The 16631-nt window shown below is 66.9% G+C and carries 18 protein-coding genes; 11 read left to right on the forward strand and 7 right to left on the reverse strand.

The window, feature by feature from the left end; translation table 11 throughout:
• Positions 1-281: 281 nt before the first annotated feature.
• The 7 genes from ilvC to miaA form a co-directional block, all read right to left on the reverse strand.
• The gene (gene ilvC / locus A6A05_RS13675; RefSeq protein ID WP_068502174.1) at positions 282-1301 is read right to left on the reverse strand and encodes a ketol-acid reductoisomerase; all 1020 of its coding nucleotides are present in this window, start codon (positions 1299-1301) and stop codon (positions 282-284) included.
• Between the two features lie 93 nt (positions 1302-1394).
• Positions 1395-1550: a hypothetical protein gene (locus tag A6A05_RS20930; protein WP_156521056.1), complete on the reverse strand. Its 156-nt coding sequence runs from the start codon at positions 1548-1550 to the stop codon at positions 1395-1397.
• Positions 1538-1795: a HEPN domain-containing protein gene (locus A6A05_RS13680; protein WP_068502178.1), complete on the reverse strand. Its 258-nt coding sequence runs from the start codon at positions 1793-1795 to the stop codon at positions 1538-1540. Before A6A05_RS13680 ends, A6A05_RS20930 begins: the two co-directional genes overlap by 13 nt.
• Complete coding sequence (locus tag A6A05_RS13685; RefSeq protein ID WP_245644299.1) at positions 1785-2090, reverse strand: nucleotidyltransferase domain-containing protein; 306 nt, start codon at positions 2088-2090, stop codon at positions 1785-1787. The genes A6A05_RS13680 and A6A05_RS13685 overlap by 11 nt, the downstream gene beginning before the upstream one ends.
• 66 nt (positions 2091-2156) lie before the next feature.
• Positions 2157-2669: an acetolactate synthase small subunit gene (gene ilvN / locus A6A05_RS13690; protein ID WP_068502186.1), complete on the reverse strand. Its 513-nt coding sequence runs from the start codon at positions 2667-2669 to the stop codon at positions 2157-2159.
• Positions 2670-2686: 17 nt separating this feature from the next.
• A complete protein-coding gene (locus A6A05_RS13695) occupies positions 2687-4453 on the reverse strand; it encodes an acetolactate synthase 3 large subunit (protein WP_068502193.1) in 1767 nt (588 codons plus the stop codon).
• Between the two features lie 95 nt (positions 4454-4548).
• A complete protein-coding gene (gene miaA / locus A6A05_RS13700) occupies positions 4549-5487 on the reverse strand; it encodes a tRNA (adenosine(37)-N6)-dimethylallyltransferase MiaA (RefSeq protein ID WP_068502195.1) in 939 nt (312 codons plus the stop codon).
• 64 nt (positions 5488-5551) lie between these two features.
• Between miaA and A6A05_RS13705 the strand changes: the two genes are divergently transcribed.
• From A6A05_RS13705 to A6A05_RS13755, 11 genes are all read left to right on the forward strand, one after another.
• Complete coding sequence (locus A6A05_RS13705; RefSeq protein WP_068502198.1) at positions 5552-6271, forward strand: response regulator; 720 nt, start codon at positions 5552-5554, stop codon at positions 6269-6271.
• Positions 6268-7662, forward strand: a complete 1395-nt coding sequence (locus A6A05_RS13710) for an ATP-binding protein (protein WP_068502201.1) — start codon at positions 6268-6270, stop codon at positions 7660-7662. The genes A6A05_RS13705 and A6A05_RS13710 overlap by 4 nt, the downstream gene beginning before the upstream one ends.
• A gap of 90 nt (positions 7663-7752) precedes the next feature.
• On the forward strand, positions 7753-8373 hold the full coding sequence (locus A6A05_RS13715) for a penicillin-binding protein activator LpoB (RefSeq protein ID WP_068502204.1): 621 nt from the start codon (positions 7753-7755) through the stop codon (positions 8371-8373).
• Between the two features lie 91 nt (positions 8374-8464).
• Entirely contained in the window at positions 8465-9850 is a 1386-nt protein-coding gene (locus A6A05_RS13720; protein ID WP_245644301.1) for a COG3014 family protein, read from the forward strand.
• Positions 9851-9876: 26 nt separating this feature from the next.
• Complete coding sequence (locus tag A6A05_RS13725) at positions 9877-10356, forward strand: putative periplasmic lipoprotein (protein WP_068502210.1); 480 nt, start codon at positions 9877-9879, stop codon at positions 10354-10356.
• Positions 10356-11288: a hypothetical protein gene (locus A6A05_RS13730; RefSeq protein ID WP_068502213.1), complete on the forward strand. Its 933-nt coding sequence runs from the start codon at positions 10356-10358 to the stop codon at positions 11286-11288. Before A6A05_RS13725 ends, A6A05_RS13730 begins: the two co-directional genes overlap by 1 nt.
• Positions 11289-11293: 5 nt before the next feature.
• Positions 11294-11782: a hypothetical protein gene (locus tag A6A05_RS13735; protein ID WP_156521057.1), complete on the forward strand. Its 489-nt coding sequence runs from the start codon at positions 11294-11296 to the stop codon at positions 11780-11782.
• Between the two features lie 100 nt (positions 11783-11882).
• Positions 11883-12923, forward strand: a complete 1041-nt coding sequence (gene argC / locus A6A05_RS13740; RefSeq protein WP_068502220.1) for an N-acetyl-gamma-glutamyl-phosphate reductase — start codon at positions 11883-11885, stop codon at positions 12921-12923.
• A 64-nt stretch (positions 12924-12987) separates the two neighbouring features.
• A complete protein-coding gene (locus A6A05_RS13745) occupies positions 12988-13512 on the forward strand; it encodes a gamma carbonic anhydrase family protein (RefSeq protein ID WP_068502222.1) in 525 nt (174 codons plus the stop codon).
• Between the two features lie 7 nt (positions 13513-13519).
• A complete protein-coding gene (locus A6A05_RS13750; RefSeq protein WP_068502225.1) occupies positions 13520-15082 on the forward strand; it encodes a hypothetical protein in 1563 nt (520 codons plus the stop codon).
• Positions 15079-16473 carry a hypothetical protein gene (locus tag A6A05_RS13755; RefSeq protein WP_068502227.1) on the forward strand — a complete coding sequence of 465 codons (1395 nt, stop codon included), beginning with the start codon at positions 15079-15081 and terminating at the stop codon, positions 16471-16473. Before A6A05_RS13750 ends, A6A05_RS13755 begins: the two co-directional genes overlap by 4 nt.
• The last annotated feature ends 158 nt before the right edge of the window (positions 16474-16631 follow it).

Below are 16631 nucleotides of genomic sequence, written 5' to 3' on the forward strand. Positions count from 1 at the left end.
ATAGGCCCAAGACGGGATAAGAGGAAGACGCATTGTGGATCGGTGTCGCGGGAGCGCCCTTGCAACCAGCGGCTTGAAAGAATTTACCGCTGCGTCATCCGTCGCGGACGCCACCTTCTTCCCGGGGGCCGGACCGCTGTGGCGAAGCCTGCATGGCGCTACAAAGTCGCAGGCCAAGGCAATGGCATTTCAACCTGGCGTTAATATATTGAAACACCCCGTACAAACGAAAAGACCCTGGGCGAGCCCAGGGTCTTTCCTTGTTCCAAGCCGGAACCGGCTTAGTTCTTGGCCTTGTCGACCAGCTTGTTCTTGGCGATCCACGGCATCATGCCGCGCAGGCGCTCGCCGACCTGCTCGATCGGGTGCTCGGACTGGATGCGACGGGTCGCCTTGAAGGACGGCTGACCGGCCTTGCATTCCAGCATCCAATCGCGGACGAAGCGGCCGGACTGGATGTCTTCCAGCACGCGCTTCATTTCCTTCTTGGTCTCTTCGGTGATGATGCGCGGGCCGGTCACGTAATCGCCGTACTCGGCGGTGTTCGAGATCGAGTAGCGCATGTTGGCGATGCCGCCCTCATAGATCAGATCGACGATCAGCTTCACTTCATGCAGGCACTCGAAATAGGCCATTTCCGGGGCATAGCCCGCTTCGACCAGGGTCTCGAAGCCGTACTGGATCAGCTTGGTCAGGCCGCCGCACAGGACCACCTGCTCGCCGAACAGATCGGTTTCGCATTCCTCGCGGAAATTGGTCTCGATGATGCCCGAACGGCCGCCGCCGATGGACGAGGCATAGGACAGGGCGATTTCCAGGGCGTTGCCGGTGGCGTTCTGGGCCACGGCGACCAGGCACGGCACGCCGCCGCCCTTCAGGTATTCGCCGCGCACGGTGTGGCCGGGACCCTTGGGGGCGACCATGAACACGTCGAGGTCGGCACGCGGCACGATCAGGCCGAAATGGACGTTCAGGCCGTGGGCGAACACCAGGGCGGCGCCCTGCTTCATGTTGTCGGCCAGGTCGGTCTTGTAGATGTCGGCCTGCAGCTCGTCCGGGGTCAGCATCATGACCACGTCGGCCCACTTGGCGGCATCGGCCGGGCTCATGACCTTCAGGCCCTCGCCCTCGGCCTTCTTGACGGTGGCCGAGCCGGGACGCAGCGCCACGGCCACTTCCTTGACGCCCGAATCGCGCAGGTTCAGCGCGTGAGCGTGGCCCTGGCTGCCATAGCCGACAATGGCGACCTTCTTGCCCTTGATCAGATTGACGTCAGCGTCACGGTCATAATAAACGCGCATGGTCTTTCCTTTCCGTCGCGGCCCCGCATGGGCCGCCATTTGAACTCGTGGGGCCTTCCTTACCGTGCCCGGGCTCTATGTGCAATGGTGGTGTTAGGCACCTGCCAAGAGTCCCCGCAGTTTGTCGCGCGCGGCGATGATGGTCGCCACCCACCCGACGACCTCTTCCACCGGCGGATCGGGCGGCACCGACAAAATATCGCCGGATGGATAGCGGTAGGCGACGGCGTAAACCGTCAGATCCTCCAACTCCGAAAGCACCCGTGCAGCGGGTGGTCGGGCCGCAATCGATCAACCAACGCCCCGATATCATGACCGCGCGGCGGATTGATCGCGTCGGCCACCAAGGCCGCCTTGACCAGCTTCTCGGCCGCCTGCTGGCAGTGATAGATCGCCACCTGCACCGTCGGCTCGGGGCCGTTCAGGCAATTGCGCACGGCCCGAAGGTCGGATTCGACGATGGCCAGCCATTCGCGAACCGCCTCATTGCCCATAAATACGCCGCCCTTCTGTCCAGGCCGCGAAGGGCAGCGTGCCCACTTCGCCCTTGCGCCGGTCGAACACCGACCGGCGGCACGGAAAGACATCGGCGGCGACATGGGCGGGCCGCACGGTCCGATAGGCGGCGATGAGACTTAGCCGCTCGGCCGGAGTTTCGTCGGGGACCACCACCAGAAGATCGTAGTCGCTGTCAGCGTGGCCATCGCACCGGGCGCGGCTGCCGAACAGGTAGACCGCCTCGGGCCGGTAGAACGACACCAGCCGATCCAGAACGTCCTGAAGAGCCAAGTCTGCGGAACTTCCGGCGGCCATTGTCGGCTCCACCCGTTGCAATTTTCCTTGCCCATCGAATCCTTACAGCGCGGCCGCGCCGCGTGCAATAGCCGCGACTCCGGTGCGCGACACATCGACCAGGCCCAGGGGCTCCATCAGCTTGATGAAGGCATCGACCTTCTCGGTGGCGCCGACCACCTCGAACACGAAGCTTTCATTGGTCGAATCGATGGCGCGCGCCCGAAAAATATCAGCGATGCGCAAGCTTTCCACCCGCTTCTCGCCGGTGCTGGATACCTTGACCAGGGCCAGCTCGCGGCCGACATGCGGGCCTTCGATGGTCAGGTCCGACACCTTGTGCACCGGCACCAGGCGACGCAGCTGGTTCTTGATCTGCTCGATGATCTGGCGGGTGCCGCTGGTGACGATGGTGATGCGCGACAGATTGTCGGCCGCGTTGACCTCGGCCACCGTCAGGCTTTCGATATTGTAGCCGCGACCAGAGAACAGGCCGATGACCCGGGCCAGCACGCCCGATTCGTTGTCGACCAGGACGGCGATGGTGTGGCGCTGGATTTCTTCGTGCTTGATCATTGTTCCTTACCCCCTGCTCACACCAAGACCATGCCGTCTTCTTCCGAACCCGGATGCTCGACCGAGCGATCCTCCGGACCCAGCACCATCTCGTTGTGGGCCATGCCGGGCATGATCATCGGGAAGCAGTTTTCCGAGGCGTCGGTGCGCAATTCGGCCACCACCGGACGATCGACCGAGATCATCTCGTTGATCAGGTCATCGACCTGGCTGGGCTTCTCGGCGCGCAGGCCCACCGCGCCGAAGGCTTCCGCCAGCTTGACGAAGTCCGGATGGGTGTGCATGTGGCTTTCCGAATAGCGGCCGCCATGGATCAGTTCCTGCCACTGGCGGACCATGCCCATATACTGGTTGTTCAAGATGAACACCTTCACCGGCAGCTTGTGCTGGGCCAGGGTGGCCAGTTCCTGGATGTTCATCTGGATCGAGGATTCGCCGGCGATGTCGATGACCAGGGCGCCGGGATGGGCGACCTGCACGCCCATGGCGGCCGGCAGGCCGTAGCCCATGGTGCCCAGACCGCCCGAGGTCAGCCAATGGTTCGGCTTCTCGAACCGGAAGTGCTGGGCCGCCCACATCTGGTGCTGCCCCACTTCGGTGGTGATGAAGGGGTTCTTGTGCTTGGTCAGCTCGTACAGGCGCTGGATGGCGTATTGCGGCTTGATGATCGCGTTCGAGGCCGGGTAACGCAGGCAATCCTTGCCCCGCCATTGCTCGATCTGCGCCCACCACGCCCGCAGGGCCTTGTCGTCGATGCGGACCTGCTTGGCCTTCCACACCTTGATCATGTCTTCCAGGATGTGGGCGGCGTCGCCGACCACCGCCAGATCGACCACCACGTTCTTGTTGATCGAGCTGGGGTCGATGTCGATGTGGATCTTCTTCGAGTTCGGCGAGAAGGCGTTCAGGCGGCCGGTGACGCGGTCGTCGAAGCGGGCGCCGACATTGATCATGACGTCGCAATCATGCATCGCCAGATTGGCTTCGTAGGTGCCGTGCATGCCCAGCATGCCCAGGCTCAAGGGGTCCGAGCTGGGGAAGGCGCCCAAGCCCATCAGGGTCTGGGTGCAAGGAAAGCCGGCCAGACGGACGAACTGGGTCAGCAACTGGCAGGCGGCCGGGCCGGAATTGACCACGCCGCCGCCGACATAGACGATCGGCCGCTTGGCGGCGGCGATCATCTCGACCGCCTTCTCGATGGCCTTGAGGTCACCCTTGACCTGCGGCTTGTACTTGCTCTTGAAGCGGGTCGGGCCGTGATATTCGCCGTGGGCCTGCACCACGTCCTTGGGCAGATCGACCAGCACCGGGCCGGGCCGGCCGGAACGGGCGACGTGGAAGGCCTCGTGGACGATGCGCGCCAGGTCGGCGACGTCCTTGACCAGATAATTGTGCTTGGTGCACGGCCGGGTGATGCCGGTGATATCGGCTTCCTGGAAGGCGTCGTTGCCAATCAGATGGGTCGGCACCTGGCCGGTCAGGCACACCAGCGGCACCGAATCGCACAAGGCGTCGGCCAGGCCGGTGACGGTGTTGGTAGCGCCTGGACCCGAGGTCACCAGCACGCAGCCGACCTTGCCGGTCGAGCGGGCATAGCCCTCGGCGGCATGCACGGCGGCCTGTTCGTGGCGCACCAGGATGTGCTTCAGGCGGTTCTGCTTGAACAGCTCGTCATAGATGGGAAGGATCGCCCCGCCCGGATAACCGAAAATCACCTCTACGCCTTGGTCGACCAAAGCCTTCAAGAGGATTTCCGCTCCGTTCATTGCGCCTTGCTGTGACATCGTCCGAACCTTTCCTTATTCCTGGCCGTCCACCGGATGTGAATGCGCACGCCAACGGCGCGCCGGGTGGGCCGCGAGCCGGTCAAACTAATCGCTCACGCCGCGCCGGTCAATAGGAAGTGGCGAATTTTCGGAAAGATTTCAGCGAAAATGCTTTCCGAAAATTGCGCGGAAATCACTTCCGGCGCATCAAGTTGGTGACGGAACCAGGTCAGCTGGCGTTTGGCGTAGTTGCGGGTGGCCTGGGTCGCGGCGGCGATGGCCGTTTCCAGGTCGCATTCCCCCCGAATATGGGCGGCCAGTTCCGGCACGCCCAGGGCCTTGCAGGCGGGCAGTTGCGGGTCGAGGTCCAGTGCCCGCAGGGCGGCGACTTCGTCCAGCGCGCCTTGCGCGACCATCTGGCGGAAGCGGCCGGCGCAGGCGGCGTACAGCGCGTCGCGCGGCGGCGCCAGCGACAGGGTCAGCCAGCGGGCGGGCTGCGCCCCTTCGCGCGGGTCGGCCTGCCACTCGGCCAGCGAGCGGCCGGTAGCCTCGATGACCTCGAAGGCGCGGGCCAGACGCTGGGAATTGCCGACATCCAGCCGGGCCGCCATCACCGGATCGCGGTCGGCCAGCATGGCGTGGAAGCGCTGGTTGCCCAACTCGGCCAGCAGCGCGCGGGCGGTGGCGCGCACCGGTTCGGGGATTTCCGGAATCGGCGAGATGCCTTGTGTCAGGGTGCGGATGTAAAGACCGGTGCCGCCGACCACCACCGGCAGCTTACCCTCGGCCCAGGCCCGATCCATCTCGGCCGCCGCCATGTCGCGCCACAGGGCGGCGGAACAGGCGATGGACGGCGCCAGCACACCGTACAGGCGATGGGGGGCCAGGGACTCATCGGCCGCCGACGGCCGCGCGGTGACCACCCGCAGCACGTCGTAGACCTGCATCGAATCGGCGTTGATCACCACGCCGTCGAACTTTCGCGCGATGGCCAGCGCCAGGGCCGACTTGCCCGAGGCGGTGGGGCCGGCGACGACGATCGCCGGGTTCATGCCGTTACCATCGGTTACCAACTTTCCTCATGCCGGGAAACATGACCGCGTTATAGTCGATGTCATGGACAAGGTCCCGCATATCCTGGTGGTCGATGACGACCGCGACATCCGCGAGCTGCTGGCGCGCTTCCTGGTCAAGCACGGCCTGAAGGTCACATTGGCCAAGGACGGCGCCGAGATGCGCCGCCGCCTGGACGGCCAGGCGGTCGATCTGGTGGTACTGGACGTGATGATGCCCGGCGAGGACGGCCTAAGCCTGACCCGATCCTTGCGCGGCCTTGGCTCGACGCTGCCGATCATCATGCTGACCGCCATGGGCGAGGAGACCGACCGCATCGTCGGCCTGGAAGTCGGCGCCGACGATTACCTGCCCAAGCCGTTCAACCCGCGCGAATTGCTGGCCCGCATCAAGGCGGTGCTGCGCCGCTATTCGGCGCCCTTTGCCGCCCCTGCCCCGCTGGGCAAGTCGGTCAGCTTCGCCGGCTGGGGATTGAATCTCGACACCCGCGACCTGACCAACCCGGAAGGGGTGATGGTGGCGCTGTCGGCCGGCGAATTCGACCTGCTGCGCGTGTTCGTCGAACATCCGCGCCGGGTGCTGTCGCGCGACCAGTTGCTGGACCTGGCCCGCGGGCGCCAGGCCATCGCCTTCGACCGTTCCATCGACATCCAGGTCAGCCGCCTGCGCCGCAAGCTTGATGACGACCCCAAGGAGCCGCAATTGATCAAGACCGTCCGGGGTGGCGGCTATCTGTTCACCCCGGAAGTGACCGCGTCATGACCCGCCTGATCCCGGACAGCGTGGTCGGCCGCACCGCCTTGGTGCTGGTGGCGGCGTTGGCCCTTAGCTTGGGCGTCGCCTTGTTCGTGTTCGCCGGCTCGCGCAGCGAGGCGCTGGCCGCGCTGGGCGGGCGCAACGCCGCCGAACGGGTCGCGGCCCTGGTCGCCCTGGTCGAGGAAACCCCGCCCGAGGCCCGCCGCCACGTCCTGCGCCGCATGGACAGCACCGGCTTTCGCGCCGGCTGGGGCGCCAATCCGCTGGTCGGCGACACCGAGGAACCGTTCGGCCTGGCCAAGGCGGTGACGCGCGACCTGGCCCCGGCGCTGGACGGCCGCCAGATTCGGGTGGCGATGGGTCCGCCACCGCCCGGTCCGACCCAACATCCGCAAGGCATGGGAATGGGCGGCGGACCTGGCGGCGGGTTCGGCCTGGGCCACGGCCTGCACGGCCCGGCGCTGCGCATTTCGGTCCGGCTGCACGACGGATCATGGCTGAACGTCTTCGCGCCCTTGGATTTGGGCGAGCCGCTGTGGGGTTTGCGCTTCCTGGGGCCGGTGGTCGCAGCCCTTCTGGCGGTGACCCTGGCCGCCTTGTGGGCGGTGCGCCGCGCCACCCGGCCGTTCGCCACCTTCGCGGCCGCCGCCGAGCGGCTGGGACTAGAGATCACCGCGCCGCCGGTCCCGGAAACCGGCCCGCGCGAGGTGCGCAAGGCGGCGCACGCCTTCAACGTCATGCAAGGCCGCATCCGCCGCTTCGTCGATGACCGCACCCAGATGCTAGCGGCGATCAGCCACGATCTGCGCACGCCGATCACCCGCCTGAAACTAAGGGCCGAGTTCATCGACGACGAGGACGAACGCTCGCGCCTGCTGGCCGACCTGGACGAGATGGAGCGGATGATCGCCGCCACTTTGTCCTTCGCCAAGGACGACGCCCTGCGCGAGGACCGCCGCCCCGTCGATGTCGCCGCCCTGGTCCAGGGTCTGGCCGAGGATCTGGGTGGCAGCTACGACGGCCCAGACCGCCTGGTGATCGAGGCCCGCCCCACCGCCCTGAAGCGGGCGGTCGCCAATCTGATCGAGAACGCCGTCAAGTATGGCGGCACCGCCCGCTGCCGGCTGGAAGCCCAAATCGGCCAGACCGTGCTGACCGTCGCCGATGACGGCCCCGGCATCCCGGAAGCCGAATTTGAACGGGTCTTCGCCCCCTTCGTCCGGCTGGAGGCCAGCCGCAACCGCGATACCGGCGGCACCGGCCTGGGCCTGGCGGTGGCCCGCGCCGCCATTCGCGCCCATGGCGGCGACGTCATCTTGTCGAACCGCCCGGAAGGCGGCCTGACCGTGACGGCACAGATTCCAAACGCTCCAATAATTCCTGCGGCAAATGCCTGATGCAAAGCCCCTGTGGTTGAATTATCGTCTGAACTGTCGCCTCGGGCTTCCGCCCGGGCCGGCGCGGTCCGTGTCAAGGAGTACCCCCCCATGCGTCGCCTGATGATCGTAGCCTCGGCCGGCCTGCTGCTCAGCGCCTGCCAGACCGTCCAGAACAGTGCCGGTGCGCCCACCACCTACCAGGACCCGGCGACGCTGGGCGCGGTCAAGGGCGTCGGCATCGAAAGCCAGGACATCGTCAGCATGACCGACCAGATGATGCGCGACATGCTGACCGAGCCGCGCCTGGCCAACGCCGCCACCGCCCCGAACGTCATCATCGACGCCGAGTATTTCGTCAACGAAAGCTCGTCGCGCATCAACCGCAACTCGATCACCGACCGTCTGCGCGTCAGCCTGCAGCGCGCCAGCCAGGGCCGGCTCAACTTCGTCGGCCGTCATTACGCCAACATGGTGCAATCCGAACGCAACCTGAAGCGCCAGGGCGTCGTCGACAAGGGCACCACCGGCACGGCCGCCGCGCAAAGGGGGGGTGACTACCGCCTGGGCGGCCGCATCACCTCGCTGGATGCCCGCGACCCCAGGACCGGCATGATGAGCCGCTACACCCAGATCATCTTCGAGATGGCCGACCTGGAAAGCGGCGACATCGTGTGGAGCGGCATCTACGAATTCTCCAAGGCCGGCGCCGACGACGTCATCTACCGCTAGGCCGGAGGCTCACATTTGGGGGGGAGGTCAAGGCATCATGTCGTCCACGAGAATCGCTCAAAGATTGCTGCTCTCGGCAGCATCGGTTGCCATGTTGTCGGCCTGCCAGACCGGGCGCGAGCAAGAGACGGCGGTCAAGCCCGAGCTCGCCCATTCCTATCTCGCCGACAAGCCGGCCGAGTTGAAGAAACATTTCTTCGTCACCCTGACCCAGGGGCAGCGCAATCAGGTGCTGAACGACATGCGCCTGGGCCTGGCCGCCGTCGAGATGGGCAACGACAAGCTGGCCGAGCAATTGCTTGACGAAGCCCTGGGCAATATCGAGACCATCTACGTCAACAACGAAAACGCCGCCAAGGCCCGCGAGCTGTTCACCAAGGAACTGGTCAAGGACTTCAAGGGCGAGCCCTATGAACGGGCCATGGCCTATTATTATCGCGGCTTGCTGTATCTGAAGGCCGGCGATTACGACAATGCCCGCGCCAGCTTCAAGGGCGGCTTCATCCAGGATTCCTTCGCCGACGAAGAACAGAATCAGGCCGATTTCGGCCTGATGCCGTTCCTGCAGGGCTGGGCGTCGCGCTGTCGCGGCAACAACGTGACCGCCGACGAGGATTTCAAGGATTTCAAGGGGATCAAGCCCGACTTCCCGCCGCCCGACGCCAAGGATAATACCCTGGTGCTGATCGAGACCGGCTCGGCGCCGGTCAAGTACAGTGCCACCGACCCCAATAGCGCCAAGCCCCGCTATCTGAAATACCGCCGCGCCAGCGCCACCGAGACCGCCCGCATCCGCTTCACCGACCTGGTCGATGCCCCCCAGCCGGTCAAGAAGGGGGCTAAGGCGGCCCCGCCGCCGCCCAAGGCGGTCGACCGCACCGTCGAGACCCGCCTGCTCGAGGATGTCTTCTACCAGGCCTCGACCCGCGGCGGCCGAGAGTTCGATTCGGTGCTGGCCGGCAAGGCCCAATTCAAGCAGGGCGCCAACGTCGTCGGCGACGTCGCCATGACCGGCGCCATGGTCGCCGCCGCCGTCGCGATGAACAGCAGCAATGCCGGCACCCAGCGCGATTCGGCCGCAGCGGCCGGCATCATGCTGTTGATGGCCCTGGCCGCCAAGGCCGCCGCCGAAGCGGCCGAGCCCGACGCCGACGTCCGTTATTGGGACAATCTGCCCGACCGGGTCCATGCGGTGACGCTGCCCTTGCCGACCTCGGTCAACAGCCTGTCGGTCGATTTCATGGCCGCCGACGGCACCGTCCTGCGCACGCGCGAGGCCAGCGTGACCCGGGCCGGGCCGTGCGCGATTTCGTGGGTCAGGGGCGAGTCCGCCATCCCGGCCAACCCGCGCGCGCCGGCCAGCACCAACAGCGCCGGGATGTTCGCGCCGGTAGTGATCCCGCCACTGCCCGCCCCCACCCCGGCGCCCGAGGCGAAGCCCGCCGCCGAGGCCGCGGGCGACCAACCCAAGAGCTGACGACAACCAGAAGGAAGCCGAACCCGATGAAAAAGTTCGTCATGGCCGCCGCCGGACTGGCCGGCATCTCCGCCCTGGCCGGCTGCGCCCAGGTGCAAGAGCCCGCGCCGATTTGCAGCATGGCCGGCATTTCGGCCCAGCGTCAGTTGGTGGCCCTGCCGGCCGCCACCCCGTTCGACCCGTCGCCGCTGCTGGAAATGCCGCTCAATTCGGTGTCGATCACCGATTTCAACGTCATCAACAAGCTGTTCGTCCGCACCGTCAGCGCCCAGCGCACCCCCACCGGGACGGTCAAGGTGATCAGCCAGATCATCAATTGCACCGACTACCCCCTGAACATCGAGGGCCGCACCCAGTTCTACGACCAGGCCCAGGCCCCAAGCGAGCCGGTCAGTGCCTGGAAGCGCCTTAATTTGGCCGCACGGACCTCGAATACTTACTCCGAATCGTCGATCGGGACGAAGAACGTGCAGTACTACATGGTGGAAGTCCGGGAGACCCGCTGATGCCCAAAACCCGCCTTGCCGCGCTTGCCCTTGCCGGCTGCGCCTTGCTGCCCGCCGCCGCCTGGTCGCAGTCGGTCGGCGGCGCCGTCCCGGATTATCAGCCGCCGCCGCCGGCCCAGGCGCCGGCCCGAAACAGCGAGGTCATGCAAAAGGCGGCCAAGGCTGGCGACGGGGCAGCCGCCTTCGGCTCCCAGGCCGATCTGGTCGGCCGCTTCGCTTCGGCCTATGCCGCCAACGGCAAGCCCAAGCTGGCGCTTTACTGGAACCGCCAGCTGTCGGAAACGCTGAACGAGTGGTATTCCGACACCCGCATCGTCAGCCGCACCGAATCGAACTCGACCATGTCGGGCGAGATCAATCTGGACAAGCAAGGCAGCACCCAGAACACCATCGAGATTCAGCGCCGCATCCAGGACCGCCGCCGCGGCCAGGTGTCGGAAAGCTTCGAGTGGGAGTTCCAGGACGGCTTCCTGGCCCCCTTCCTGGAAGCCGGCGCCACCATCTTGGACCGCGCCGCCATCGTGCGCTTCACCGGCGCCGACATGCAGACCACCAACGAGAATCTGGTCGAGGTCCGAGCCTTGCAGGGCAAGGCCGATTTCCTGCTGGAAATCCTGGTCGCCCCCAATTGGCAGTCCAGCACCGGCTATGAATTGCGCACCCGCATCCTCGAGGTCAAGACCGGCCGCATCGTCGCCATGGTCAATTCCAAGAACCTCAAGGAATGGAACCCGGAAAAGCAGGTGGTCGCCACCGATCGCGGCTTCGTCGAGGCCGACGAGGACGATGAAAGCTTCGGCCCCCAGGGCGAGGACAAGTACCGCGCCACCGCCACCGGCTTCGAAAAGAAAAGGAAGCCGCCGAAGCTTGCCAAGATTTCGCAGAACCTGGCCTACAACACCATGAACGGGCTGATGCGCCAGTGGAAATGACCGCCATGAACAAGCTTGCAGCCGTCACCCTGTGTGCCCTTTCCCTGGCCGCCTGCGCCGATCAGCGCCTGACGCCGCCCCCCGGGGTGGCGCCGGACTGGCCCAGCCAAAGCCCGCCGCGTCCGTCTTACGCGCCGCTGCCGGGGACCACCAATTACCAGGCCGCGACCCCGGTCCAGACCATGCCGGCGGTGCCGCCCGGCCAGAACGTCCCCTACGCGGTGCCGGCCGGTGCCGCCCCTATCGCACCTGCGCCGACCACTGTGACCTGGAAGCCCCCGGCCGCGCCCGCCGCCGTGTCCCCCGCCGCCGCCCCGGCCGCCAATCCCGACGAGCCGCCGCCGGTCACGGCCGCCCCGCGCGAAACCGTCGCCGCCGCCGCAATCACCGCCGACATGGCCTGCCAATCGGTCGCCCCCTTCGTGCTCGAGGGCAAGACGGTCAAGCGCATGTGCAAGCGCGCCGACGGGCAATGGGTCGCGGTGGTGGAATGATCCCACGGCATAGCTCGCACGACCTCTGATCTCTCGACCTACCCCTGTGGTTGCTGGTAATGTCCGCCTCCGTTCTTCGCAAAGCACAAGGGCAGGACACATGAACGAGGTCAAGGTCGCCATCCTGGGAGCTTCCGGCTATACCGGCGCCGAGCTGGTGCGCCTGCTGGCCCGCCATTCGGGCTTTCGCATCCAGGCGATGACCGGCGACCGCAAGGCCGGCCAACCGATGGCCTCGGTCTTCCCGCATCTGGCCGGACTTGAGCTGCCCGATCTGGTCGCCATCGGCGACGTCGATTTCGGCGCCGTCGATGCGGTGTTCTGCTGCCTGCCGCACGGCACCACGCAGGAAGTCATCGCCGGCCTGCCGCCCCATGTCCGCACCGTCGATCTGTCGGCCGACTTCCGGCTGACCAGCCTGGATTCCTATGCCACCTGGTACGGCCACCCGCACAAGGCGCCGGAACTGCAGACCGAAGCCGTCTATGGCCTGACCGAGCTGAAGCGCGCCGCCATCAAGGGGGCGCGGCTGGTGGCCAATCCGGGCTGCTATCCGACTTCGGTGCAATTGCCGCTGGTGCCGCTGATCAAGGCCGGCCTGATCGAGACCGCCGACATCGTCATCGACGCCAAGTCGGGCACCTCGGGGGCCGGCCGCTCGGCCAAGGAAGCCAACCTTTATTGCGAGGTGACCGAGGGCATCCACGCCTATGGCGTCGCCAGCCATCGCCACGCCCCCGAGATCGAGCAGGAACTGGCCGAGGCCGCCGGCCACCCGGTGCTGGTCAGCTTCACGCCGCACCTGATGCCGATGAGCCGGGGCATGCTCGCGACCATCAATGTGCGCCTCGCCAAGGGCGCCAAGGCCGCCGACCTTCGGGCCGAGTGGACCAAGGTCTATGGCGCCGAGTTCTTCGTCCGCGTCATGGGCGAAGGCGGCGTGCCGCAGACCCGTCATGTGCGGGGCTCGAACTTCTGCGTCATGGGCGTCTTCGACGACCGCCTGCCGGGCCGGGCCATCGTGTTGTCGGTGATCGACAATCTGGTCAAGGGCGCCTCGGGCCAGGCGCTGCAGAACATGAACCTGATGTTCGGCCTGCCCGAGACCCAAGGTCTCGACCAGCAGCCGCTGTTCCCTTAATGGTCCGATCCGCGTGGCGTTTGAACGGCCCCGGAGCGGGGCGCCAAAGGCAAAGGAGTCGTCGATGTCCGGTCTGATCCTGCCCCACAAGGGCATCACCCCCACCATCGATGCCAGCTGCTTCATCGCCCCCAATGCCACGGTGATCGGCGACGTGGTGATCGGCGAAGGGACCAGCGTGTGGTTCGGCTGCGTCATCCGCGGCGACGTCCACGAGATCCGCATCGGGGCCAGGACCAACATCCAGGACGGCACCATCGTCCATGTCACCGGCGGCAAGCTTGGCACCTATATCGGGTCCGACATCACCATCGGGCACGGCGCCATCTTGCATGCCTGCCGCCTGGAAGATGCCTGCTTCATCGGCATGGGCGCGGTGCTGCTGGACGGCGTGGTGGTCGAATCGGGCGCGATGGTCGCCGCCGGGGCCATGGTCCCGCCGGGCAAACGGGTCAAGGCCGGCGAATTGTGGGCCGGCAACCCGGCCAAGCCGATGCGCGACCTGAAGCAAGAGGAAATCGACTTCTTCCCCCACTCGGCCGCCAACTACGTGAACCTTGCGGGCAAGTACCTGGCCGAGATCGGATAAGCCGGCCATGGCGTCAAGCCGCCCGCGCGATGGATTGCTGAGCCGGATCGCCGGGCGCCTGTTGGGCCGGCGCGACCAGCCCCAGGCACTTCCGACCCAACCACGGCAAGGCGGTTCCGACGGCCAGGACAATTACGTCCCCGACGATTTCCGCATGGCCATCGATCAGATGGTGGGCGAGGACCAGGGCCGCTTCGGCATCCGCCCCCACGTGGTGTCGCTGGTCGAATACCGCGAGGCGGTGGGCGAGCGGTGGAAGAAGATCGCCGACAAGGTGATGCTGATCGCCGAAGGGGTGATCAACCTGCATCTGGGCGCCGGTAACATCTTTTCCCGCCAAGGCACCGACTTCTTCATCCTGGTCTTTCGCAACCTGCCCGCCGAGGAAGCGCGCCGTCGCGCCCTGATCATCGCGCAGGAGCTGGGCACCCGCCTGGTCGGCGACCAGTTCCAGGGCATCGACATCCCGTTGGCGCTGGCCGCCGAACTGCCTATGGCCGACGCCTTCCTCGCCGATGGCAGCCTGAACATGAAGGCGGTCGCCGCCGCGGTGTCGGAAGTGCGCTCGATCGTCGCCAGTTCGGCCCAGGCGGTGCGCAAGCCCGCCACCCCGCCGCCGGCCCAGGCGCGGCCGCCGATCGCCACCATCCCCGCCGATCTGGTCGGCGTTCCGCCCGACGACCCGCGCTGGCGGGAATTCAGCATCAAGCACCGCAAGGCGGCCGACCCGCAATGGCAGGTGCTGGATTCCCTGCCCAAGGCGCCGCCGGTGCCGCCGCCGCCGCCCGGCCATTCCGGCTATACCGCCCTGCCGATCACCGGCACCTCGAAGATGAATCTGGTGTGGCGCCCGACCTGGGTCGCCGACGGCGAGACCATCGGCGCCTACAAGGCCCAGGTCCTGCGCACCGATGCCGAGGGCCAGACCCCGATGGAAGGGGCGCACGCCTACAGCATCGACGATTTCACCATCCAGTCGCTGGACCGCTTCCTGATCGCCGGCGCGATGCGCGACGCGGCTGCCTCGGAACGGGCCGGCAACGGCTCGAGTGTGGTGCTGCCGATCCACTGGCGCAGCCTGGCCGGCGACAACCGCATGGAATTGGTCGCCCCCTTCGCCGACCTTTTGAAGCCGGTGCGCGACAGCCGGGTGGTGATCGACCTGTTCGGCGTCCCCGACGATATCGATCCCGGCCGCCTGGCCGAGGTGATCGCCGCCAACCGTCTGCTGTGCCGCGAGGTGTGGGTGCGCACCCGCCTGGGCTATTCCCGCGCCGAAAAAGCCGCCAAGGCCGGCGCCACCGGAATCGGCATCGATCTGGCCGAATTGCCGGCCAACCAGAAGACCGACGATTCCACCTTGCTGGCCTGGCTGGACGAGTATCTGGGCGCGGCCAACCGCGCCGGCCTGGGCGCCTATGTGTGGAGCGTGCGCCGCCGCCACGCCCTGATCGGCGCGGTGCAGGCCGGCTTCGCCATGGTCAACGGCCCGGCCCTGATGAAGGACATTCCCCGCCCGGCCAAGGTGCTGCCCGCCCCCAAGGCCCGCTTCGCGCTGCCGGCCGGATGACATCGTGGCGTCCGACGCTGGCGACCGCCGCCCTGCTGGCGGTCATCGCCGCCTCGATCGTCCGTGCGGTCGCCCATTCCGCCACGGCCGGCATCGTCGCCGCCGCCGCGCTGGCGCTTTACCTGATCCTGGAAGGCGCCCAATCCAACGGCAAGGGCCGGGTGATGCTGGTGCTGGGACTGGTGGCCAGCGCCGTCACCCTGGCGGTCAACCCCGCCGGCATCTCCCTGCTGCTGAAGGCCGGAGCGGAAGCCGCCGCCATCATCGGCCTGTTCACCTCGCTTGGCTTCCTGCGCGAGGCGGCCGAGACCTCGGGCCTGGTCCAGCGCTGCGGCGAGCTGATGGTCCGCCAGCCGCCGGGGCGACGCTATGCGGTTCTGACGCTCGGCGCCCACGTCATCTCGCTGGTGCTGAATTTCGGCGTGCTGTCGCTGCTGGGGGTGATGATCACCAAGGGCAACACCCTGGAGGCGGCCGGCTTCGATGCCCGCATCAAGGACATCCGCACGCGCCGCATGCTGTCGGCGATCCTGCGCGGCTTCGCCTTGATGACGGTGTGGTCGCCGCTGTCGGTATCGTTCGCGGTGGTCCAGACCGTGGTGCACGACATCGCCTGGCAGGTGCTGCTGCCGCTGCAAGGCCTGTTGGCCGCCTTGCTGCTGGTGCTGGGCGGCTGGCTGGACCGACACGAGTTCCCGCCCACCTCGCGCCGGTTCGAGCCGCAGGAGGCCGGGGCCTGGCGCCCGCTTTTCCATCTGTGCCTGTTGATCATGGCCATCGTCGCCGCCTCGGTCGGCATCGCCCAGGTGCTGGAGGTGCGCATCGTCATCGGCGCGATGATCGTCATGCCGCTGGCGGCGTGGAGTTGGCTGGCGGTCCAACGGCGCGACCCGCGCGCCGCCACCGCCCATCTGGGCCGGCGCGTCGTGGAAACCCTGCCGGGTTTTCGCAACGAGGTGGCCATGCTGGGCGGCGCCATGTTCCTAGGCATCGTCGTCGCCGCCTATGTGCCGCCGGCCGAGACGGCGCGCCTGCTGGCCGCGCTGGGCTTGGCCCCGGCGGCGCTGGTGGTTTTGCTGGCGCTGGCGGTGATGATCCTGGCGCAATTCGGCGTGTCGCAGATCATTTCCGTCACCCTGATCGGCGGCGCGCTGGCCGACCTGGCCGAGCTGGGCCTGCCGCCATTGGCGGTGGCCAGCGGCCTGATGGGGGCGTGGGCGCTGTCGGCCTGCTCGACCCCGGTGGGTGCCGCCGTGCTGACGGTGGCCCGCATCGGCCAGGTCCCGGTGATCCAGGTGGCGCGGCTTTGGAACGGCCGCTTCGTGCTGGCCGGAGCCCTGCTGCTGTCGGTGTGGCTGGTGGTGATTTGTGAAATGCTTGGGGGGACGTAGGCGGGGAATGCCTAGCCGTTGATCCGCCCCCCCCCAGCCGCAGCGGCGCATGGTCGGGGTTGCTGCCAGGGTGGACATATAATACCGGCGAACCTACGAAATGACCTGCTGGACCCAGGGCTGATAGCAGAGGCTTTTGACCCTGTCGCTGTCGGCGA

It is taken from the genome of Magnetospirillum moscoviense (genome assembly GCF_001650635.1).
Taxonomy (GTDB): domain Bacteria; phylum Pseudomonadota; class Alphaproteobacteria; order Rhodospirillales; family Magnetospirillaceae; genus Magnetospirillum; species Magnetospirillum moscoviense.